Here is a 20,293-nt window from a genome sequence, read left to right as displayed (position 1 = left end):
ATCGTGCGCCTCTGGAGCGTTCGTGGTCGAGACCGCGCGCGAGTCCCTGCGGGGTGCGGTTGGCCCCGCCCGGCTCAGGGCAGGATCTGCTCCGTCTGCCGTGCGATCTCGAGCTCCTCGTCGGTCGGCACCACGAGCACCGTCACCCGGGATGCATCCGTCGAGATGACGCGGATCCCCGAACCGGATGCGTCGTTCCGCGCCGGGTCGATCTCGACGCCGGCGAACCCGAGCGTCGCCATCGCCTCCCGGCGCACCAGAGAGTTGTTCTCGCCCACCCCCGCGGTGAACGAGATCACGTCCACACCGCCGAGCTGGGCGATATAGGCTCCGGCGTACGCGCGCAGCCGGTGGATGTAGACCTCGAACGCGAGCGCGGCGTCCTCGTCTCCCGCGGCCGCGCGGGCGAGGACATCGCGCATGTCCGATACGCCTGCGAGCCCCTTGAGTCCGCTGCGGGCGTTCAGCAGCTCATCGAGATCGTGGATCGTCATGTCGGCTCGACGGGCCAGCGTGAACAGCACAGCGGGGTCAATGTCGCCGGAGCGCGTGCCCATCACGAGCCCTTCCAGGGGTGTCATGCCCATCGACGTCTCCACGGAACGTCCTCCGCGCACCGCGGTCACCGAGGCACCGTTGCCGAGGTGGAACACGAGCTGGCGCAGATCGTCCCGCTCGCCGCCGACGAACGCGGCCGCCGCCTCGGACACGTACTTGTGCGAGGTCCCGTGGAAGCCGTACCGGCGGATCCGGTGCGCCTCGGCGAGCTCACGATCGATCGCGTAGGTGTACGCCGCGGGCGCGAGGGTCTGATGGAACGCCGTGTCGAACACCGCGACGTGCGGCACGTCCGGGAATGCGGCCTTCGCCGCGCGGATGCCCTGGAGCGCACCCGGGTTGTGCAGCGGGGCGAGTGCCGAGAGCTCATCGATGTTGATCTCGACGAGCGGGGTGATCAGCGTCGGCTCGAAGAAGCGCGCACCTCCGTGCACGACCCTGTGCCCGAGCGCCGCGGGCGGGAACTCCTCGAGCGAAGGCCCGAGCGCGTCGAACGCGTCCAGCATCACCTGGAAGCCGGCCGTGTGATCGGGGATCGGCAGGATCCGCTCCGTCTCGTGACCCTGGGCGTCGACATGCACCGCCCGCCCCTCCTGCTGCCCGATGCGCTCGACGAGCCCCGAGGCCAGCGAGACGCCGTCGGCGACATCGATGAGCTGGTACTTGAAGGACGAGGATCCGCTGTTGATGACCAGGACGATGCTCACGATGCGCTCCCCTGCTGCGCCTGGATCGCGGTGATCGCGATCGTGTTGACGATGTCCTCGACGAGCGCGCCGCGCGACAGATCGTTGATCGGCTTGTTGAGCCCCTGCAGGACCGGTCCCATCGCAACGGCGCCGGCCGAGCGCTGCACGGCCTTGTAGGTGTTGTTGCCGGTGTTGAGGTCGGGGAACACGAACACCGTGGCCCGCCCGGCGACCGAGGAACCGGGGAGCTTCGCACGGGCGACCGCTGCGTCGGCGGCCGCGTCGTACTGGATCGGCCCTTCCACGGGGAGCTCCGGCGCCCGCTCGCGCACCAGCTCGGTCGCCGTGCGCACCTTCTCGACCTCGGCACCGGACCCGGAATCGCCGGTCGAGTACGAGAGCATCGCGACGCGGGGGTCGATGCCGAACGCCGTTGCGGTCGCCGCGGAGGAGATCGCGATATCGGCGAGCTGCTCGCTGGTGGGGTCGGGGATCACGGCGCAGTCGCCGTACACCAGGACGCGGTCTGCGAGAGCCATCAGGAAGACCGACGACACCACGGAGACCCCGGGCCGGGTCTTGATGATCTCGAACGCCGGGCGGATCGTGTGGGCGGTGGTGTGCGCCGCGCCGGAGACCATGCCGTCGGCGAGCCCGAGGTGCACCATGAGCGTGCCGAAGTAGGAGACGTCGGTCACGGTGTCGGCGGCCTGGGCGACGGTGACGCCCTTGTGCGCGCGCAGTCGTGCGTACTCCTCGGCGAACCGCGGCACGAGCTCGGGATCCGCAGGCGACACGATGCGTGCCGCGTCCAGGTCGACGCCGAGCTGGATGGCTCGCGCGCGCACCGAGGCCTCCTCGCCGAGGATCACGAGGTCCGCGATCCCGCCGGCGAGGACGGCACCTGCGGCGCGCAGCACGCGGTCGTCTCCGCCCTCCGGGAGCACGATCGTGCGGCGCTCGGTGCGCGCCCGGTCGAACAGCTCGTACTGGAACATCAGCGGCGTCACCACATCGGAGCGCGCCACGCCCAGCTGAGCGATCAGGGCCGGGACGTCGACGTTCTGCTCGAACAGCGCCAGAGCACGGCCGACCCGGTGCGGGGCGTCCACGGAGAGGCGGCCCGGCGCGTTCATGATGCGCACGGTCGTGTCGTAGGTGCCGTGATCGGTCGCGATGATGGGCACCCTCGGTCCCAGCCCGTCGAGGAGGCGTTCGATCGGCTCAGGCAGCGCGAACGGCCCGTTCAGCACGATCGCCGCGATCGACGGGAAGGTGCCGGCGGCCTGCGCCAGCAGCGTCGCCAGCAGCACCTCTTCGCGGTCGGCGGGCACCACGACCACGGACGACTCGATCAGCCGTGGCAGCACGTTCACCATCGACATGCCCGCGATCACCACGTCGAGCACTTCTCGGTCGAGGAGCTCCTCGTCACCCCGCACCATCCGCCCCTCGAGCGCTGTTCGCACGCCGCGTACGGAGGGGGCGACGAGCGAGCGGTCCTCGGGGATCACCCAGACCGGGACCTCCTCGGCGGCGTCCGTGGACCGCTCGCCCCGCACCGCCGAGATCGTCGCGACGATCTCCTCCTGCTGGGCGGGATCGGCGCGATTGACGACGATCGCGGACAGCACCGCGCGCTCCTGTGCCAGTTCGGCCATGCCGAGCTTCGCAAGCTGTCCCAGCTGCGCAGGGGTGCGCGCCTCGGTGGCGCCCAGCCGTTCGCCGTGGCCGGCCGTGTCCCGTCCTCCCAGCACCAGGAGCACGGGTGCGCCCAGGTTCGCCGCGATCCGGGCGTTGACCCCGAGTTCCGCGGGCGCCGCCACATCCGTGTAGTCGCTGCCCAGGATCACGACGGCATCGCACTGCGCCTCGACCGCCCGATAGCGCTGCAGGATCCGCCCGAGGGCCGCATCGGGGTCGGCGTGCAGCTCGTCATAGCCGACGCCGATGCACTCGGCCGCGCCGAGTCCGACCTGGGTGCGGCTCAGCAGCATCTCCAGCACGTCGTCCGCGCCGTCGCTCGTGCGACTGACGGGACGGAACACGCCCACCCGGGCCGTGGCTCTGCTCAGCGCATCGATCACACCCAGCGCGACGAGAGACTTGCCGGAGTGACCTTCGATGGACGTGATGAGGATGCTCTTCGCCACGCCTTCAGCCTACGTGTCCGCTCCGCCCGCACCGCCGTGTCGCCTTCAGGGCCTATCGCTGAACGCCGTGAGAAGACGATTCCGGAAGGCGTCCATGCGCCAGACCGGAGAGTTCTCCCCCGGGTGCAGGCCGCGCGTCCACCCCCAGCCGCCGATCGCCGCGAACACCGCGGGGTCGCGGGCGATGATGCTGATCGGCACGTCACGCGACGCGTCCGCGCCGCTCACGATCGCCGCGGGCTGGTGGTCGCCGAGCACGACGACCACCAGGTTCGGGTCGTCGACGTTCTCGAGGAACGAGAGCAGGGAGCCGAGCGAATACTGCACCGACTGTCCGTAGAAGCGCTGGACGGTCTTCGGGCTCTGCCAGACCGTGCCCGCGGTCGCGCTCTGACCCGGCTGCGGGTCGTAGGCCGAGCCGTCGCCGATCCGCTCCCAGGGCAGGAGCTGCGGCAGCGGCGCCCACGGGGTGTGCGACGACACCAGGTCGATCTCGGCCATCACCGGATCATGCGGACCCGTCAGCTCGGTGTCGGCGAAGTGCTTGAGCGTGAACTGGTCGGGAATGCGGGCGTAGCCGAAGGGAGGGCCGCGGTAGCCGACGCCCGTCGCGTCGACCAGCGAGTCGTAGCGGTAGAAGGACGACCCGATGGCCCAGGCCTCGGTATCCGAGGGCACGTCGGACACCGTCCGCCACCCGGCCGCACCGAAGGCCCGGGTCAGCGAGAGCCGATCGCTCGCGACGAGCTGATCGTATGCCGGCTGCGTGGGGGTCCATACTCCGGTCTGCAGCGTGCCGTGCGCGAGCCAGCTGAGTCCGCCGAAGGTCGGTGACGTGAGCCAGGCACTTCGCGCCGTGTAGCCCTCGGCGGTGAGCGACGCGTCCCCCGCGCGGAGCACATCCGTGACGCCGTCGGCGATCCCCGGTCCCTCGAGAGCGACCCGGCCGTAGCTCTCCACGAACGCGAACACGACGTCCTTGCCCCGGAGCCCCGTGAGCAGTCGAGAGGGCGGCACCGCAGCGAACGGATCCACGGCGATGGCGCTCGCGACCGCCGCCTGCTCGGCGAGGACGCGCTCGGTGCGGGACACCGTGGCGCCCACGGCGCCGACGGACGCGGCGGCGGCGAGGGGGACGCTCGCCGACGCCTGCGCCAGGACGCCCGCGACCAGCCACACCACCGCGAGTCCCGCGGTCACGACCCGTCCCGCTGCATGCCTGCGCACCACGTCGGCGACGCGCAGCGCAGCCCAGGCCAGCAACGTCGCGCACGCGAGCATTGCGCACACGAGGCCGACGAGCAGCAGCTCTGCGAGGAAGGCGCCCACCGCGTCGACGACCACGCCATAGGCGGATCCGAGCTGCGGCCCGTCTACGAGGACGAACGGAGTGCCGACGGTCGCGCGGAAGCCGCGGTCGATCGCAGCGAGGGCGAGGGCGGCGGTGACGAACACGCCGAAGATCCCTGCGAGGACGCGGCGCACGGACCGCCAGGGCAGGATCAGGAGCAGAAGCACGATCAGGAGCGACTCCGCGGGAATGCCGACGAGGCCCGTCAGCCCTAAGGAAGACCGATCCGTGACCAGCAGGCCCGGGGCGAGCGGGAGGGCGACGAGCGCCGCGATCGCGAGGACGAGACCGGCCGCGCCCCTCCCCCGCCGTGGGGAGAGCCAGAGGCCGGATCCGCGTGCGCTCCGGTGCCGGAGGGGCATGCTCATCGTCGTTCCGGGGAGACTTCGGCGCCATCGGCGATGGCGGGTCGACCTCGATCCGAAGGGACATCGCAGCGGTCCGACAGGGCGTAGCGCAGCAGCACCACGTCGCCGATCTGCCGTGTGTCCGCGAGACGGGCTCGACGCGAGGCCGTCCACGGATAGGGACCAGCCGCCGCGGCGCGCGGCGCGCCCGGTTCGCCGACGAAGAACGGTGCGATCACGAGCTGCAGCTCGTCGACGAGGTCGGCTTGGAGGAACTGCGTGAGCACGGCGCCGCCGCCCTCGACCATGAGCCGGCGGACCGCCCGGCGCTCACCGAGGTCCTCGAGGAGCGCGGCCATGGTGACCTGCGCCCCGAGTCCGACCACCGTGGCCCGCTCGCCGAGTCGCGCACGGAGGCCCGGCGCGCCGTCAGACGGGGTGTAGACGAGCCGCGGCACATCCCCGGCGGTGAAGAACGCCGCGTCAGGAGGAAGGTCTCCCGACGCCGTCACCGTCACCTTCGCCGGGGACGCGGAGCGTCCCGAGGACAGCCGTCGTGCCCGCCGCCCGGCGTCGCGCACCAGCAGCCGCGGATCGTCTCGGCGCACGGTCGAGGCGCCGACCATGATCGCGTCGTTGCGGGAGCGCACCTCGTCGACCCGGTCGAAGTCGGCCTCGTTCGACATCGCGAGGCGGCGCGGCGAGGCGCCGTCGAGGTATCCGTCGATCGACATCGCGCAGCTGAGCGTCACGTACGGCCGCTCGCTCATCGCGTTCTCCTCCGCTCGACGAGAAGCACGACCGCGCCGGGCAGGACCCCGATGAGAGCCAGGGCGCCGAACGCCGCCGAGGCCGCCACGCCGGCCGACGCGCCGAGGCCGACGAAGGCGCACGCCGCACCCGCCACGGCTTCCCTCGGGCCCCACCCGCCGACGTTGAGCGGAACCGCCGATGCCGCGAGCACGACGAGCCCGACGGCCAGGAGCCCGCCGCCGAACGGCAGTCCGACGGCGAGGGACGCCACGATGAAGAGCGCGACGTGCGACGACACCACCACGACCGATGACGCGATGATCGAGATCAACGCCGCCGGGCGCGCCAGCACAGGGCGGAGCAGGGCGTACTCCTGCCGCAGGAGCCGCCGCAGACGTGGCAGGAGCGCTGCGGCCGCCGTCATGACGACCACCGCGACCACGATCGCTCCCGCACCCCGGACGAGAGGCGCGAGCGGCGATCCGAGCCCCAGGGGCAGCAGGATGACGAGCGTCAGCACCAGCTGGACGGTCTGCCCGAGGATCCGCTCGACGGCCACGGCGCGCGCTGCGATGCCGAGGCCGCCCTGGTCGCGTCCGTGCGCCCAGGCGCGATGCACGTCGCCGAGAACGCCGGCCGGCAGCACTGCGTTGAGGAACTGCGACCGGTAGTAGGCGGCGAACGCCGCCCGCCCGCGCAGCGTCAGCCCGTACCCGGTCGCTACCGTCCGCCAGCGCCATGCGGCCGCCACTGTCGCGATGACCGCGAGCACGAGTGCCGCCAGTACAGGAAACGGCGAGATGGCGGCGATCCCGCGCAGGAAGGGGCCGAGGCCGACCACCAGCGCCGTCGCGACGAGGATCGCGATCCCGACGCCGATACGGAGGGCGAGGCGGATCGGTCGACGACCACGCTGCTGCTCCGCCGCGATGGGCGTGCCTTCGGCGATGCCCTCCGATACGGGGCTCACCGCGGACATGCGAGCACATCCTGGTGCGAGACGGTGACGCGCAGGGCTCCCCCGGCGAGTTGCTCTCGTCTGCGGGCCAGATAGGCCGCGGCATCCTCCGCGAACTCGGGACGCTGCTCGACCGCAGCGTCGATCCAGCCCTCGAGCCAGGCGGCAGCCAGAGGCGCGTTCGAGGGACCGAGATGCCACGGCGTCGAACTCGTTCGCACGCGCCACCCGGCCTCGGCGAACAGCCGCGCCAGCACCGGGGCGGCATCAGGGCCCAGCAGCCGCCGCCCGTCGGAATCCCGTCGCTGGTGCGCGTTGAAGGCGTCACCGATGGCGTCGTCGAGCGGATCGGGAGGATCAAGCACCACAACTCCGGTCACCGAGAGGCTGAACAGCGCGGGGACGCCGGCCGCGACGCACGCGTCGACGACGCGACCAGCCTCCTCGCGGGTGACGACGTCGAGCAGAGCGGACGCCGTCACGGCAGCGGCGCCGACAAACGCGCGGACGTCGAGCGCCGCGAGGACCTCGACGGCCGCGATGACGCGGATCGGCCGCCCCGCGTCATCGGCGACGGCATCGAGATCGAGGTGGTCCAGGATCCCCGGATCACCGTCGCGCAGCACCCACTCCTGCGGTCCGGGCAGCCTCGGCGCGAGCCACCTCGTCATGCCGCCGGTGCCGGCCCCGAGGTCGTGCAGGACGGCCGGTCCGGGCGGGAGCAGACGCGCGAGCAGGCCGGCGAGCTCCGTCGAGCGCGCGGCGTCGTCCGCGGAGGCCCGCAGCGCGAGCCATGACGGGGTGGCGGTCGAGACGGAGCTCATGACGGCTCCAGCGCTCGGGACACGGCGGCCACGGTCGCGGACCAGGTCGGCAGGCCGGCGCGCGCGGAGCGGGCCTCGGCGCGCAGCCGCAGACGCAGCGCCGGATCCGTCATCCAGCCGTCGAGGGCGGCGGCGAGGGCGGCGGGGTCATCGGGCGGGACGAGGATGGCACCGCCTCCGGCCACGGTGTCGGGAATGCCGCCCACCGCCGCGGCCAGGACGGGCACGCCGTGCCCGCGGGCCTCGGCGATCGCCATGCCCGAGCTCTCCACGCGCGACGGCGCCACGAGCAGCGCACTGCGGCGGTACTCGGCAGCGAGCTCCGCTCCGTCGAGGACGCCGGTGAGCCGCACCCTGCCGGAGAAGCGCCGGGCATCGCGGGCCACCGACGAGGCGAAGGCGCCGAACGGTCGCCAGGATCCGACGATCCGGCACGTCCAGCTCCCCTCCAGCTGGTCGAGCGCCGCGAGCAGCACGTCCTGTCCCTTGTGCGGCGCCACGACGCCGACGCAGAGAATGTCCAGCCCAGCCGGTTCCTTGCTCCCCGTCGCGGACGACGCCGACGGCATGTCGACTCCGGGCGGCGCGATCGCCACCCGATCGGAAGCCGCCAGTCCACGGCGGAGGAGCTCCTCCGCCGTCCACCGGCTCGTCACGATCACATGATCGGCGGCGTTCAGAGCGCGACACTCGTCCACGGCGGTCTCCGCCGTCGCATCCGGAAAGGCCGCCGCGACCATGTGCGCCAGCACCACCACCCGGATCCGGGTCGTCGCCTCGACGAGCGCCCCCGGTGCGCCGAGGGCGACGAGCCCGTCCACGAGCACCGTCGCGCCGCGCGGCACCTCGCGGAGCGCGGCCGCCGCATCCGAAGAGTCCCGCGTCTCGACGGTCGTGACGTGCCAGCCGTGGGCGCCCAATCCGTCGCGCACGCGCCGGTCGTACACGTTCCCGCCGCTCACGCGGGCGGGATCGTCGATGCCCTCCGGAACGAGGAAGGCGACAGCGCGGCCCGTCACATCGTCACCTCGTACGACGCCCAGGCGATGTGCGACTCGTGCAGAGTGACCGCGATGCCGGTCAGCCTGGCATCGCCGAGATCGCCGTCACGCACCCGCTCTGCGAGCCGGTCGCCGATGATCTGGCACAGCCGCTCCGTCGTGGTGTTGACGCCCTTCAGATCGGGCTCGTCGTCGAGGTTTCGATACGAGAGTTCGCCGACGATCTCGCGAAGCGCGACCGAGGCCCGCCCGATGTCCACGACGATGCCGTTCGGATCGAGTTCCGCGGCGCGGAACGAGGCATCGACGACATAGGTCGCGCCGTGCAGCCGCTGCGCGGGGCCGAACACCTCGCCGTGCAGGCTGTGGGCGATCATCAGGTGGTCGCGGACGGTCACGGCGAAGGTCATGGCGTGCTCCAATCGATCGTCTGGCAGAGCCCGGCCGCGGTGCCGTCGGCGAGCCTCGCGGTCACGTCGGGCAGCCCGCGCCAGGAGACGCTGGGGCCGAGCAGCAGGTCGAAGGCGGGGTCCTCCAGAAGACGGAGCGCGAGCGCCAGTCGATCCCGTGTGCTTCGCCGGCCTCGACGGAGCGCCGCGACGGCGCCGACCTGGCTCGACCGGATCCGCAGACGGCGCGAATGGAAGTCCGCACCCAGCTCGAGCGGCACCGGTTCCGCGCCGTACCAGCTCGCCACGACGACCTCGCCGTCGGTGGGTGCACTCCGCAGCGCGAGCTGAAGTCCGGCCGCGGATCCGCTGGCTTCGATCACGATGTCCGCCTCGCCGAGCGGGGCCGCGGCGTGGACGAACCGCGCGCCGAGCGCCTCGACGACGTCCGCCTTGCCCTGGTCGACATCGGCCACGGTGACGTCGACGCCGGGGATGCCTCGGACCAGGCGCGCGATCGCGCAGCCGATCATCCCCGCGCCGACGACGAGCACGCGGTCGCCGATGGCGGGAGCCGCGTCCCAGAGCACGTTCACCGCGGTCTCCACCGCCCCCGCCAGCACGGCGCGCCGAGCGGGCACGCTGTCGGGCACCGGCATCACGGCCTCTGCGGGTGCGACGTACCGCGACTGGTGCGGGAAAAGGGCGAACACCGTTCGGCCTATCAGCGCCTCCGTGCCCTCTTCGACCACCCCGACGTTGAGGTAGCCGTACTTGACGGGGAACGGGAACGCTCCCGCCTGGAAGGGCGCGCGCATCCGCTCGTGTTCGGAGGTCGGGACCGCACCGCGCGCGACGAGCGACTCCGTGCCCCGGCTGATCCCCGTCCACAGGGTGCGCACCGCGACCTCGCCCGGCGCGGGGGGTTGCGCTGATTCGCTGCGGAACTCGCCGCGGCCAGGGCCCGTCATCCACCACACGGTCGCCGTCGCTGCGCGATCCGCGTGAACCTCGACCGCCTGCTGCGTCGTGTCACCCATGACTACCATGAAAGTAACACGGAGGCCCGATGCGAAAGGTTCAGCTCACGCCCTGGCTCTGGGGGGCTGCAGGAGTCCTCACGCTGCTCGTGCTGGGCGCTTCGCAACCGCTGTCGATGGCGGGATGGGCGGCCGCGCTCGGCTACCTGGTCGTGTCGTCGCTGCTGGTCTCCCGCGGCCTCCGACGGCGCGGCAGCATCCGCTTCGGCGCTGCCAACGCCGTCACGGCCGCCCGCTCGATCCTCGTGGGGATCGCGACGGGCCTCGTCGTGACATCGCTCACGGACGCCGTCCTCTCCGCGCTGCTCGTGACGATCGTGGCCGTAGCACTCGCGCTCGACGGGGTGGACGGCTTCGTCGCGCGCCGTACCGGCAGTGTGAGCGAGCTCGGCGCGCGGTTCGACATGGAGGTGGATGCGTTCCTGCTTCTCGTGCTGAGCGTGTACGACGCGAGGTTCGTGGGCGGGTGGGTGCTCGCAATCGGCCTCATGCGGTACGCCTTCGTCGCGGCGGCATGGGCGCTGCCGTTCCTCGGACGCACGCTGCCCTACCGGTATTGGCGCAAGGTCGTCGCCGCGACCTGCGGGGTCGTGCTCGCCGTCATCGCGGCGCAGGTGCTGCCACCCTTGATCGGCGTCGCCGCGGCGGCCGGCGCGCTCCTGCTCCTGCTCGAGTCGTTCGGCCGCGACGTGTTCTGGCTGGTCCGGATGAACCGCGCGGGCGCGCACCTCGTGTCACCCCAGAAGGCCTCGGCTCGAGACGGAAGCAGGTAGCACGATGACGTCGACCACCACCGCGGCGCTGCGGGTCATGCGGATCCTCAGCGCGCTCGTCCTCCTCGCCACCGGCGGAATACACCTCTTCCTCGTCTTCGACGGGGTCGGCGGCGTCCTCGGCGTGATGTTCGTGCTCAACGCTGTGGCCGCCGTCGTGCTCGCCGTCGGCATGGTGCTGCTCCGCGACAGGCTCCTGCAGGCCGCGACCGTGCTGTCGCTGCTGTTCCTCATCGCGACGCTCGGAGCACTCCTGCTGGCGCTCACCGTCGGGCTCTTCGGGATCACCGAGGTCTGGACTTTCACGCTCGTGCCGCAGACGGTCGTCGTGGAGTCGATCGGCATCGTGGTGCTCGCGGTGACGACCGTGCTCGTGCTGCGCCGTGGTTCGCCGGCGCGTCGCTGAGCGCGGGCTCGACCGCCCCTCAGGCGACCGCCGTCCAGCCGAACCGGCGCTCGAGCACGCTCGCCACGCGCTCGAAACGGCCGCGGTCGAGTGCGGCGGCCTCGCGCCGCACGCCCGAGACGTGCACGCTGTAGAGCTGATCGATGTCGACCCAGCTCTCCCGGCCCTGTCCATCCCAAGGACCGGATCCGAGCGAGAGAAAGTCGCGATCCCCGTCGTGCGACTTGCTCGTGAGTTTGACCGCGTAGACCCTTTCGGCGGACTGGGTCGCGATGACGAGCACCGGCCGGTCCTTGCCGCGGCCGTCGCGCTCCGCATACGGCACCCAGGTCCAGACGATCTCCCCTGCGTCGGGCGCGCCGTCGCGCTGGGGCGCGTAGGAGACCCGCAGACCGCGCACGGACCGGGGGTCCAGTTCGATCGTCTCTGTGGCGCCCCCGTGGCCGGGAGTGGGTTCCAGGGTCGCCGTGCCCACCGCGGGCGCCGCTGGACCGCGGGCTGCGGCGCCCCGGGTCGAGGAGCTCGTGAATGCCTTGGCGATCGCCGTCACGACGGCGAAGAGCGCGGACAGGATGCCGTTGCCATTGGTGGTCACAACGACACCCTATCCGCGCCTGTCCCGCATCCCCGCGGGCCTCAGGAGGTGAGCGCGTAGCCCTCCTCGCCGTGCACCACGAGGTCGACGCCGGCGATCTCGTCCTCACTGGTGACACGGAATCCGATGGTCTTCTCGATGGCGAGGCCGATGATCAGCGCCACGACGAAGGAGTAGATCAGCACGCCACCGGAGGCCAGCACCTGCACCACGAGCAGCCGGAGGTCGCCGCCTGTGAACAGGCCCTGCCCGGTCGCGAAGAAGCCGAGGTAGATCGTGCCGATGAAGCCGCCGACCAGGTGCAGACCGACCACGTCCAGCGAGTCGTCGAAACCGAGGCGGAACTTCAGTTCGACGGCCAGGGCGCACACGGCTCCGGTCAGAGCGCCGAGCAGCAGCGCCCATCCCGGTGTCAGGTTGGCGCAGGCCGGCGTGATCGCCACCAGACCGGCCACCGCACCGCTGGCCGCGCCGATCGAGGTGGCCTTTCCTCCGCGGATCCGCTCGATCAGGATCCACCCGAGGATGCCCGCGGCCGCCGCCCCGAAGGTGTTGATCGTGATCAGGCCGACGCCGTCCATGCCCTTCGTGGTCCACTGCGCGCCGGCGTTGAAGCCGAACCACCCGAACCACAGGAGCGCTGCGCCGAGGAGCGTGAGCGGCACGTTGTGCGGCTTCTGGATGCCCTTCTGGAATCCGATCCGCTTGCCCAGCACGAGCGCGAGCGCGAACGCCGCGGCACCGGCGTTGATGTGCACCGCCGTGCCGCCGGCGTAGTCGATGAACTCGATGCCGCTGTCCTTGCCGAACAGCATCGCACCGAGGTGCATGATCCAGCCGCCGCCCCATACCCATGCGGCGATCGGGAAGTAGCCGACGGTCGCGAACACCCCGACGAAGATGAGCCACGGACCGAACTTGGCACGGTCGGCGATCGCTCCGGAGATGAGGGCGACGGTAATGATCGCGAAGGTCGCGCCGTAGCCGACGGTCAGCAGCGCGATGTTGGATCCCTTGCCGCTCGCGAGCGACGCGAGACCGAAGTCGGCGAACGGATCGCCCGCGAACTGGGTGGGCGATGAGACGCTCGCCATCGAGGAGCCGTAGAGGATCCACAGCACGGCGACGAGCCCGATGGCGCCGAAGCTCATCATCATCATGCTGATGACGCTCTTGGCCTTCACCAGGCCGCCGTAGAAGAACGCCACGCCCGGCGTCATGAGCAGCACCAGCGCCGTCGCCGTCACTCCCCAGGAGATGTTCCCTGTTGCTTCCATGCTGTGCGCCTCCACCTGATCGCGTCGTGCGTTTCAGTGTGGCGGCGCCGTGTTTCGCCAGAGCGAGGCGGATGTTGCGGCGGTGTTACAGGATCCGCCGCTGTGTGAACAGCGTGTTTCGCGAGTCGCGCTCAGGCCCCGTCGGGGCGCTCGGCGTGCGAGAGCGCGTTGAGGCGGGAGATAGCGCGCAGGTACTTCTTGCGGTAGCCCCCGCCGAGCATCTCCTCGCTGAACACCTCGTCCAGCGGTCGCCCGGACGCGAGGATCGGGATCTGCGCGTCGTACGCGCGGTCGACGAACGCCACGAAGCGCAGCGCCTCCGACTGGTCGGTGAGCTGACGCACATCGCGGATCCCGAGCGCCTCGACGCCCGCGATCAGGCGGATGTAGCGCGACGGGTGCACCTGAGCGAGGTGCTTGACGATGTCGTCGAACGCGTCGTCCGAGACGCGGTGCCCGGCGCTCAGCGCGGCGACCTGCGCGGCGTACTCATCGCCGGTCAGGGCCAGGGCGTGTCCGTCCAGCGCGCGCTGGCGGAAGTCGACACCGTCGATGCGGATCGTCTCGAAGCTGTCCGACATCGCGTGGATCTCGCGGAGGAAGTCCTGCGCGGCGAAGCGGCCTTCACCGAGCGCGTTCGGCGGGGTGTTGGAGGTGGCGGCGAGCTTCGTTCCGCTGCCCACGAGCTCGCCGAGCAGGCGCGTCATCACCATGGTGTCGCCCGGATCGTCGAGCTCGAACTCGTCGATGCAGAGCAGGTCAGACCCGCGGAGCAGGTCGACGGTGTTGCGGTAGCCGAGTGCGCCGACGAGCGCGGTGTACTCGATGAAGGACCCGAAGTACTTCCTCCGCGCGGGCATCGCGTGGTAGATCGAGGCGAGGAGGTGGGTCTTGCCGACGCCGAAGCCGCCATCGAGATAGACGCCGGGTTTGGTCTCGGGCAGCTTGGGTGCGCGACGGAACAGACCGCCGCGCTTGACCGGCTGCGCCCCCGTGGCGAACGCGACGAGGTGCTGCTTCGCCTCCTCCTGCGAGGGGAACGCAGGATCCGACCGGTAGCTGTCGAAGGTCGCCCCGTCGAACTGCGGCGGCGGCACCAGGCCCGTCAGCAGTTCGGTGCCGGTCATCTGCGGCTGGCGGTCGATGAGATGGACGACGCCGGAGGTGGCGGCCTGATCGGTCATGCGGATCCTGTGTCGAAGTCTTACCCTGCGGATGCGCAGGGGCGCACGGGGTTCTAGTGTCGAGGTGACGGATCAACCCTACGCCGTCGCCGTCACCGGTTTCACCGCGCGTCATCGCGCGCGACGCACCGTTCACGGACTCTGTCGCCCCGCACCACCGTCTCCGAGGGAGCACCCTGTGACCGTCGACTTCGACACCACGTCCGCAACGTTCGCCGACTACGCCGAGCCCGGCCGGCTCGTCACCACCGAATGGCTGGCCGCACGCCTCGGTGAACCCGGTCTGGTCGTCGTGGAGTCCGACGAGGATGTGCTGCTGTACGAGACGGGGCACATCCCCGGTGCGGTGAAGGTCGACTGGCACACCGAGCTGAACGACCCGGTCGTGCGCGACTACGTCGACGGCGCCGGGTTCGCCGCGCTGCTGAGCCGCAAGGGCATCTCCCGCGACGACACCGTCGTCATCTACGGCGACAAGAACAACTGGTGGGCCGCCTACGCGCTCTGGGTGTTCTCGCTGTTCGGCCACGAGGACGTGCGGCTGCTCGACGGCGGCCGTGACCGCTGGATCTCCGAGGGCCGCGAGATCACCACGGATCTCCCCGGACGCGCCGCAACCGAGTACCCGATCGTCGAGCGCGACGACTCCGTGCTGCGCGCCTACAAGGACGACGTGCTGGCGCACCTCGGCAACCCGCTCATCGACGTGCGCTCGCCGGAGGAGTACAACGGCTCCCGCACGTCCGCGCCCGCCTACCCCGAGGAGGGCGCGCTGCGCGCCGGCCACATCCCCACCGCGCAGAACGTGCCGTGGGCCAAGGCCGTCGCCGAGGACGGCGGTTTCAAGCCCCGCGCCGAACTCGAGGCCATCTATCTCGACGGGGCGGGGCTAGAGGCCGGCGACGACGTGGTGGCGTACTGCCGGATCGGCGAGCGCTCCGCCCACACCTGGTTCGTGCTGAAGCACCTGCTCGGGTTCGAGAACGTCCGCAACTACGACGGATCCTGGACCGAATGGGGCAGCGCCGTGCGGGTCCCGATCGTCACCGGCGAGGAGCCCGGATCGCTCTGAGCGTGGGAGGATGGCGGTGATGACTGACACCGCCGACTTCGCCCTCCCCGATGCGCTCGCAGAGATCCGGGACGCGTTCCTGGAACTCCCCGAGGCGGACCGGCTGCAGCTCCTGCTCGAGTTCTCGAACGAGCTGCCCGCGGTCTCCGATGAGGTCGCCGCGCACCCGGAGATGACCGAGCGCGTGGCCGAGTGCCAGTCGCCCGTCTACATCTACCTGGAGCTGGCGGACGGCGCCGTGACGATGCACGCAACCGCGCCCGCGGAGGCGCCGACCACGCGCGGCTTCGCGAGCATCCTGGCGCAGGGCATCGCCGGTCTCAGCCCGGAGGCCGTGCTGGCGATCCCGGACGACTTCCCGCAGTCGATCGGCCTCACCCGCGTGGTCTCGCCGTTGCGCATCTCCGGCATGACCGGGATGCTGATGCGCGCCAAGCGCCAGGTGCGCGCGCGCCTCGCGGCCGCCTGATCCGCACGGCTTCGTTCATCTCGTCGCAGCGCCCCGCGCTCGGGAACCGACACAGCCCGGTTTCCGAGCGAGCGCAGCAGGAGGAAAGGCGCCCGACGATCCGGCCGGATCAGTCCGCGAACCCCTGCTCGCCGAGCCAATCGGTGATCGCGTCGGTCCAGCGGTTCTGGTCGTAGTTCCACAGCTTTGTGTGGCGCGCGCCGGTGAACGGCGGCATGGTCACCAGGTCCGGCCGCGCCTTCGCCAGGGCGTGCGAGGCGTCTGAGGGCACGAAGCCGTCGTCGTCGCTGTGCAGCAGGAGGATCGGCACGTCGATCTCGGCGGAGCGGGCGACCATGTCCAGCGCGTCGAATGCGATCGCCTGGTCGGCGCCACTGAGCCGTGCCGACCAGGGTTGCTCCAGGGCGTCCATCGCGAGCTGCGGCAGCGGATCCGGCAGCTTCATCGCCTTCGCCTGGAAGCGCAGCACCGTGCGCCAGTCGACGACCGGGGAATCCAGGATCATGCCGACCACCGCGCCGCCGTGGTCGGAGCTCACCAGCGTCTGCAGCGCGATCGCGCCACCCATCGACCACCCCATGAGCAGGATCCGCTCCGCGCCGTGACGGAGCGCGTAGGCGATCGCGGTGTCGACATCGCGCCATTCCGTCGCCCCGAGACCATAGGAACCCGGTCGCGTGCGCGGACCCTCCCCGTCGTTGCGGTAGGAGGTGACGAGCACCGGCAGCCCTGCGGCATGCAGCACGGGCACGGCGCGCAGGCACTCGGACCTGGTGGCACCCCGGCCGTGGACCTGGATCACCCAGGTGGTCGACTCCGCCGGGAAGATCCAGGCCGGGCAGGGCCCTGCCGGCGTACCGATCAGCACCGATTCGTAGGGCAGGTGCAGCTCCCCCGGTGCGAGGTAGTAGTAACCGCTGAATCCCGCGCGGCGCCCGACCTCGGCACCCGGCTCGATCTGAGTCAGCAGCTTTCGACGCACGCTGCCGGCGTCCGCGTGCAGCACGGCGCCGAGCTTGACGTATCCGGGGGTGCCGTCGACATAGAGGCCGTAGCGCCCTGGCAGCTCGGTGTCCGGCGTCCGTGAGAGCTCGATCGTCTGCGCACCCGTGTCGATCGAGAGCACGTCGGTGTCGTTCTTGCGCGGTGCGGGCGTGATCACCTCGCGGGCGATGCGCAGCACGAGGGCTCCGCCGATCGCCGCGCCGAGAGCCGCGGCGCCCGCCAGCGCGATCGCGCCGACCGTCGCGGCGTGCCTGAGACTCTTCATCGCCTCCTGACTCTAGTCTGTCCGCGTGAGCGCTCATCCCGGATCCGACGGCGACTTCGCGCATGCCGCAGAGCAGCTGCGCGCGCTGCGATTCCGCGCCGACATCGTCGTGCACGAGATCGCCGCGCCGTCCGGCCTCGCGCCCGATGCGCTCGCGCTCGCGGCCGATGTACGCCCCGACGAGAACGGCGACTCGCTGTACGGCACCGGTCGCCTCGTGCTGCTGCACGACGAGTCGGAGCCGGACGCCTGGGGCGGGCCCTGGCGCATCGTGGCCTTCGCGCAGGCGCCTCTCGAGCCCGAGATCGGCACGGATCCGCTGCTCGCCGATGTAGCGTGGTCTTGGCTGATCGACGCGCTCGCCTCCCACGGCGCGACGCATCACTCCGCGTCCGGAACGTCGACGAAGACCCTGTCCAAGGGCTTCGGCGGCCTGGCCGCGGAAGGGGACGGCGCGCAGATCGAACTCCGCGCGTCGTGGTCGCCGACCGGTCCGCTCGCCCCGCACGCCGAGGCTTGGGCGGAACTGGTCGGGATGCTGGCGGGACTGCCGCCCGGCTCAGAGGACATCGCCGTGTTCGGCGCCAGGAGAACCATCCGTGACTGACTACGTCGTCATCGACAACGACGAGGACTTCGCCGCCGCGGCCCGGACGCTCGCTGCAGGACGCGGGCCCGTCGCCGTCGACGTGGAACGCGCCTCCGGCTTCCGCTACTCGCAGCGCGCCTATCTCGTGCAGGCGTTCCGCCGCGACGCCGGAGCGTTCCTGTTCGATCCGATCGCGATCACCTCGTTCGCTCCCCTGCAGGAGGCCATCGGCGCCGAGGAGTGGGTGTTCCACGCCGCGAGCCAGGACCTGCCCTCTCTGCATGAACTCGGCCTGGAGCCCGCGAGCGTGTTCGACACCGAGCTCGCAGCGAGGCTGCTCGGCTATGAGCGCGTCGGCCTCGCGGCTGTGGTCGAGCGCGCCCTGGGCATCGTGCTGGCCAAGGAGCACTCGGCAGCGGACTGGTCGACCCGGCCGCTGCAGAACGCCTGGCTCGAATACGCCGAGCTCGATGTGCTGCATCTGGTGGACGTCCGCGACTTCATCGCGGCCGAGCTCGCGGCGGCCGACAAGACGGCGTACGCCGCCGAGGAGTTCGAGGCCACCCGAGTGCGCCGGCCCAAGCCGCCGCGTGAGGAGCCCTGGCGACGCCTGAGCGGACTGCATCAGGTCCGCGGCGCGAAGAACCTCGCCGTCGCCCGCGAGCTGTGGCAGGCCCGGGAGGACTTCGCCCGGGAATCCGACGTCTCGCCGGGTCGTCTCGTCCCCGACCGCGCGCTCATCGCCGCGGTGCAGGCCAACCCGCAGAGCAAGGGCGCCCTCGCCGCGGTTTCGGCGTTCACCGGGCGAGCGAGCCGTAGCCAGCTGGATCGCTGGTGGGCGGCGATCGAGCGCGGCCGCGAGCGCACCGATCTGCCGCGTGAGCGCGTCCCCAGCGACGCTCCCCCGCCGCCACGCGCCTGGTCCGACCGCAACCCCGAGGCGGACGCCCGGCTGAAGTCCGCCAGGGCCGCCGTCGAAGCCCGCGCCGAAGAGCTCGGGATGCCCACGGAGAACCTGCTCACCCCTGACACACTGCGCAGGATCGCGTGGGAGCCGCCGACGGAGACGGATGCCGCATCGATCGGTTCCGCCCTCGCCGCACGTGATGCCCGACGGTGGCAGATTGAGGAAACCGCACAGCGGATCGCGGATGCTTTTGTGGAAGCCGCGCAAACGACCGACGAGCCCTCCGGAACCGCTTCGTAGGTTCAGCCCAACCGATTCATCCTCCGTTCCCCCACCGCTCCTAGGCTGAGAGCACACACCCGATCGCGCGGAACGAGTTGAGACTCGGTCTCACGAATTCGGGAACCGCGTTCCTCAGGACGTGCGAAACTGTAAGTCCGGCGAGCGTTGGCTCCCGGCGGAACAATGGAGGCAGAGTGGCCGAGATCTCGGACGTCTTCTTCGTCGATGGAGTGCGCACCCCCTTCGGGCGCGCCGGCGAGAAGGGCATGTACTGGAACACCCGCGCGGACGACCTGGCCGTCAAGGCCACGATCGGCCTGATGGAGCGGAACGCGGACGTCCCGCTGGACCGGATCGACGACGTCGCCATCGCGGCGACCTCGCAGACGGGCGACCAGGGCCTCACCCTCGGACGCTCGGTCGCGATCCTCGCCGGACTCCCCCAGACCGTTCCCGGCCTCGCCGTCGAGCGCATGTGCGCGGGCGCCATGACCAGCGTCACCACGATGGGTGCGTCGATCGGCGTCGGCATGTACGACCTCGCCCTCGCGGGCGGCGTCGAGCACATGGGGCACCACCCGATCGGCGGCAACGCCGACCCCAACCCGCGGTTCGTCGCTGAGCGGATGGTCGACCCCGGCGCCCTGAACATGGGTGTGACCGCCGAGCGCATCTTCGACCGCTTCCCGCACCTCACCAAGGAGCGCTCCGACCGCTTCGGCATGCTGAGCCAGCACAAGGTGCAGGCCGCCTACGACGCCGGCAAGATCCAGCCCGACCTCGTTCCGGTCGCGATCAAGGGCGCCGACGGCGCCTGGGGCCTCGCCACCGAGGACGAGGGCCGTCGCCCGCAGACCACGATGGAGGACCTCGCGGCGCTCAAGACGCCGTTCCGTCCGCACGGCCGCGTCACCGCCGGCACCTCCTCGCCGCTCACCGACGGCGCGACGATGTCGCTGCTCGCCGGCGGCGGAGCCGTGAAGGAGCTAGGCCTGACGCCGAAGATGCGCATGGTCTCCTTCGCCTTCGCGGGCGTGCAGCCGGAGATCATGGGCATCGGCCCGATCCCCTCCACCGAGAAGGCCCTCAAGAAGGCCGGCCTGACGATCGACGACATCGGCCTGTTCGAGCTGAACGAGGCGTTCGCGATCCAGGTCATCTCGCTGCTCGACCACTTCGGCATCGCCGATGACGACCCCCGGGTCAACCAGTGGGGCGGCGCGATCGCGCTCGGGCACCCGCTCGCCGCCAGCGGCGTGCGCCTGATGATCCAACTCGCCGCGCAGTTCGCCGAGCGTCCCGACGTCCGCTACGGCCTCACCGCGATGTGCGTGGGACTCGGCCAGGGCGGCTCGGTCATCTGGGAGAACCCCTACTTCGACGGCAAGAAGCGGAAGTGAGTGCAG

At 71.1% G+C, this 20,293-nt stretch carries 20 protein-coding genes; 7 read left to right on the top strand and 13 right to left on the bottom strand.

Going from position 1 to position 20,293, the window contains the following annotated elements; translation table 11 throughout:
- Positions 1–74 precede the first annotated feature (74 nt).
- From LXM50_RS04420 to LXM50_RS04380, 9 genes are read right to left on the bottom strand one after another with little or no spacing between them, the layout of a single operon-like run.
- On the bottom strand, positions 75–1,265 hold the full coding sequence (locus tag LXM50_RS04420) for an acetate/propionate family kinase (protein WP_233310053.1): 1,191 nt from the start codon (positions 1,263–1,265) through the stop codon (positions 75–77).
- Complete coding sequence (gene pta / locus LXM50_RS04415) at positions 1,262–3,400, bottom strand: phosphate acetyltransferase (RefSeq protein WP_233310052.1); 2,139 nt, start codon at positions 3,398–3,400, stop codon at positions 1,262–1,264. Before pta ends, LXM50_RS04420 begins: the two co-directional genes overlap by 4 nt.
- 45 nt (positions 3,401–3,445) lie before the next feature.
- Positions 3,446–5,119 (bottom strand): CDP-alcohol phosphatidyltransferase, encoded by a 1,674-nt coding sequence (locus LXM50_RS04410; protein ID WP_233310051.1) that lies wholly within the window; start codon positions 5,117–5,119, stop codon positions 3,446–3,448.
- Complete coding sequence (locus LXM50_RS04405) at positions 5,116–5,868, bottom strand: RibD family protein (protein ID WP_233310050.1); 753 nt, start codon at positions 5,866–5,868, stop codon at positions 5,116–5,118. The genes LXM50_RS04410 and LXM50_RS04405 overlap by 4 nt, the downstream gene beginning before the upstream one ends.
- On the bottom strand, positions 5,865–6,830 hold the full coding sequence (locus tag LXM50_RS04400; RefSeq protein WP_233310049.1) for a lysylphosphatidylglycerol synthase transmembrane domain-containing protein: 966 nt from the start codon (positions 6,828–6,830) through the stop codon (positions 5,865–5,867). Before LXM50_RS04400 ends, LXM50_RS04405 begins: the two co-directional genes overlap by 4 nt.
- Entirely contained in the window at positions 6,818–7,633 is an 816-nt protein-coding gene (locus tag LXM50_RS04395) for an SAM-dependent methyltransferase (RefSeq protein WP_233310048.1), read from the bottom strand. Before LXM50_RS04395 ends, LXM50_RS04400 begins: the two co-directional genes overlap by 13 nt.
- Complete coding sequence (locus LXM50_RS04390; protein ID WP_233310047.1) at positions 7,630–8,652, bottom strand: glycosyltransferase family 4 protein; 1,023 nt, start codon at positions 8,650–8,652, stop codon at positions 7,630–7,632. Before LXM50_RS04390 ends, LXM50_RS04395 begins: the two co-directional genes overlap by 4 nt.
- Entirely contained in the window at positions 8,649–9,044 is a 396-nt protein-coding gene (locus LXM50_RS04385) for a 6-carboxytetrahydropterin synthase (protein WP_233310046.1), read from the bottom strand. The genes LXM50_RS04390 and LXM50_RS04385 overlap by 4 nt, the downstream gene beginning before the upstream one ends.
- On the bottom strand, positions 9,041–10,063 hold the full coding sequence (locus LXM50_RS04380) for a zinc-binding alcohol dehydrogenase (RefSeq protein ID WP_233310045.1): 1,023 nt from the start codon (positions 10,061–10,063) through the stop codon (positions 9,041–9,043). Before LXM50_RS04380 ends, LXM50_RS04385 begins: the two co-directional genes overlap by 4 nt.
- A gap of 29 nt (positions 10,064–10,092) precedes the next feature.
- Between LXM50_RS04380 and LXM50_RS04375 the strand changes: the two genes are divergently transcribed.
- Both LXM50_RS04375 and LXM50_RS04370 read left to right on the top strand, forming a co-directional pair.
- A complete protein-coding gene (locus LXM50_RS04375) occupies positions 10,093–10,836 on the top strand; it encodes a CDP-alcohol phosphatidyltransferase family protein (RefSeq protein WP_233310044.1) in 744 nt (247 codons plus the stop codon).
- 4 nt (positions 10,837–10,840) lie between these two features.
- Positions 10,841–11,242 (top strand): hypothetical protein, encoded by a 402-nt coding sequence (locus LXM50_RS04370; protein WP_233310043.1) that lies wholly within the window; start codon positions 10,841–10,843, stop codon positions 11,240–11,242.
- Between the two features lie 19 nt (positions 11,243–11,261).
- Here LXM50_RS04370 and LXM50_RS04365 read toward each other — a convergent pair whose 3' ends face one another.
- The 3 genes from LXM50_RS04365 to zapE all read right to left on the bottom strand — a co-directional run bounded on the left by LXM50_RS04365 (position 11,262) and on the right by zapE (position 14,298).
- Complete coding sequence (locus LXM50_RS04365; protein ID WP_374107799.1) at positions 11,262–11,837, bottom strand: type II toxin-antitoxin system PemK/MazF family toxin; 576 nt, start codon at positions 11,835–11,837, stop codon at positions 11,262–11,264.
- Positions 11,838–11,878: 41 nt separating this feature from the next.
- On the bottom strand, positions 11,879–13,114 hold the full coding sequence (locus LXM50_RS04360; RefSeq protein WP_233310042.1) for an ammonium transporter: 1,236 nt from the start codon (positions 13,112–13,114) through the stop codon (positions 11,879–11,881).
- A 131-nt stretch (positions 13,115–13,245) separates the two neighbouring features.
- On the bottom strand, positions 13,246–14,298 hold the full coding sequence (gene zapE / locus LXM50_RS04355) for a cell division protein ZapE (RefSeq protein WP_233310041.1): 1,053 nt from the start codon (positions 14,296–14,298) through the stop codon (positions 13,246–13,248).
- Positions 14,299–14,476: 178 nt separating this feature from the next.
- Here zapE and LXM50_RS04350 point away from each other — a divergent pair, with 178 nt between their 5' ends.
- Complete coding sequence (locus LXM50_RS04350; protein ID WP_233310040.1) at positions 14,477–15,370, top strand: sulfurtransferase; 894 nt, start codon at positions 14,477–14,479, stop codon at positions 15,368–15,370.
- Between the two features lie 19 nt (positions 15,371–15,389).
- Entirely contained in the window at positions 15,390–15,839 is a 450-nt protein-coding gene (locus tag LXM50_RS04345) for a SufE family protein (protein ID WP_233310039.1), read from the top strand.
- Between the two features lie 109 nt (positions 15,840–15,948).
- Here LXM50_RS04345 and LXM50_RS04340 read toward each other — a convergent pair whose 3' ends face one another.
- Positions 15,949–17,109, bottom strand: coding sequence for a S9 family peptidase (locus tag LXM50_RS04340; protein WP_233310038.1), 1,161 nt, complete (start codon positions 17,107–17,109; stop codon positions 15,949–15,951).
- A gap of 25 nt (positions 17,110–17,134) precedes the next feature.
- Between LXM50_RS04340 and LXM50_RS04335 the strand changes: the two genes are divergently transcribed.
- The 3 genes from LXM50_RS04335 (at position 17,135) to LXM50_RS04325 (ending at position 20,287) form a co-directional block, all read left to right on the top strand.
- Positions 17,135–17,716, top strand: a complete 582-nt coding sequence (locus LXM50_RS04335) for a DUF3000 domain-containing protein (RefSeq protein WP_233310037.1) — start codon at positions 17,135–17,137, stop codon at positions 17,714–17,716.
- Positions 17,709–18,905 (top strand): HRDC domain-containing protein, encoded by a 1,197-nt coding sequence (locus LXM50_RS04330; RefSeq protein WP_233310036.1) that lies wholly within the window; start codon positions 17,709–17,711, stop codon positions 18,903–18,905. The genes LXM50_RS04335 and LXM50_RS04330 overlap by 8 nt, the downstream gene beginning before the upstream one ends.
- A gap of 176 nt (positions 18,906–19,081) precedes the next feature.
- Positions 19,082–20,287, top strand: coding sequence for a thiolase family protein (locus LXM50_RS04325; protein ID WP_233310035.1), 1,206 nt, complete (start codon positions 19,082–19,084; stop codon positions 20,285–20,287).
- Positions 20,288–20,293 lie beyond the last annotated feature (6 nt).

This window comes from Microbacterium sp. Au-Mic1 (assembly GCF_021341785.1).
Lineage (GTDB): Bacteria > Actinomycetota > Actinomycetes > Actinomycetales > Microbacteriaceae > Microbacterium.
Note: the sequence above shows the minus strand (reverse complement) of the source record. Positions and strands in the feature narration are given on the sequence as shown.